The following is a 1,053-nucleotide window of genomic DNA, read 5'->3' as shown; positions in this document are numbered from 1 at the left end:
TAGAGTCTGTCAGCGTTAATTGGAATCTTTCGGGATTCCTTAGCGGATGAATTTGTGATTCAAGATCATTGCTGGATAGGAGGCCAGCAATGATGGTGCGACCTCTTTCTGTGGATTTGCGAACGCGCATAGCAGCAGCGTTAAAGGATGGCATGACGGTTCGTGCAGCCGCGGAGCGGTTCGGGATATCGGCGGCGACGGCGGTGCGGATCGGACAGCGCGCTCGTTCGGGCAAAGGCTTGCTGCCGGCCAAGATCGGCGGCTATGTCAAGCCGACCCTGAGAGATGCGGCAGCAGACGCGGTGCGCCAGCGGCTGCAGGCCAAGTCCGACTGGACGGTGCGGGCGCTATCGGCGGACCTGAAGGCTGCGGGGATCAACGTGTCCCATGACACGGTTTGGCGGTTCCTTCGTTCTGAAGGCAAAACCTTTAAAAAAAACACTGGTGGCGAGCGAGCAGGACCGCCCGAAGGTGGCCCGGTTCCGGATGCGATGGAAGACCCATCAACACCGGCTTGATCCGGATCGTCTGGTCTTCATCGACGAGACTTGGGTCAAGACCAACATGACGCGCACCTGCGGCTGGTGTCAGCGGGGAGAGCCTCTCATCGCAAAAGTCCCGCATGGTCACTGGAAGACGCTGACCTTCCTGGCTGGCTTGCGCCGCGACAGCATCGTCGCCCCCTTCGTCCTCGATGGCCCCATCAACGGCATCGCCTTTACCGCGTGGGTTCGACAATGTCTGGCCCCCACCCTCAAGGCCGGCGATATCGTCATCCTCGACAATCTGGCAAGCCACAAGGGAAAGCTGGCCCGCGATGCGATCCGGGAGGTCGGTGCACGTCTCTTCTTCCTGCCGCCCTACAGTCCAGACCTCAATCCTATCGAGATGATGTTCGCCAAGCTCAAGACACTTGTCAGAAAGGCCGACGAACGAACCGTCGAAACAACATGGAAACGCATCGGACAACTCCTTAAGGCGTTCTCTCCTCAAGAGTGCTCAAACTACCTCAGGCATGCAGGATATGGTGCAGAATAAGTCTGACAGACTCTA

2 protein-coding genes are annotated in these 1,053 nt (G+C 58.4%); one reads left to right on the top strand and one right to left on the bottom strand.

What is annotated here, in order from left to right:
* The coding region (locus ACYJRZ_RS31905; RefSeq protein WP_459465531.1) for a hypothetical protein at positions 1 to 253 on the bottom strand (253 nt) is incomplete at its 3' end.
* On the opposite strand from ACYJRZ_RS31905, the gene ACYJRZ_RS31900 reads away from it, so the two are divergent.
* Positions 153 to 1,038, top strand: a protein-coding gene (locus tag ACYJRZ_RS31900) for an IS630 family transposase (RefSeq protein ID WP_459465529.1) whose coding sequence is annotated in 2 segments (ribosomal slippage) — positions 153 to 431 and positions 433 to 1,038 — 885 coding nt in all. Because the reading frame shifts where the segments join, the coding sequence is not laid out codon by codon here. The two genes, ACYJRZ_RS31905 and ACYJRZ_RS31900, sit on opposite strands and share 101 nt — an antisense overlap.
* Positions 1,039 to 1,053: the final 15 nt, after the last annotated feature.

The organism is Rhizobium sp. No.120, from assembly GCF_054558365.1.
The sequence above is the reverse complement of the archived record's forward strand: the minus strand, read 5'-3'. Positions and strand labels throughout refer to the sequence as shown.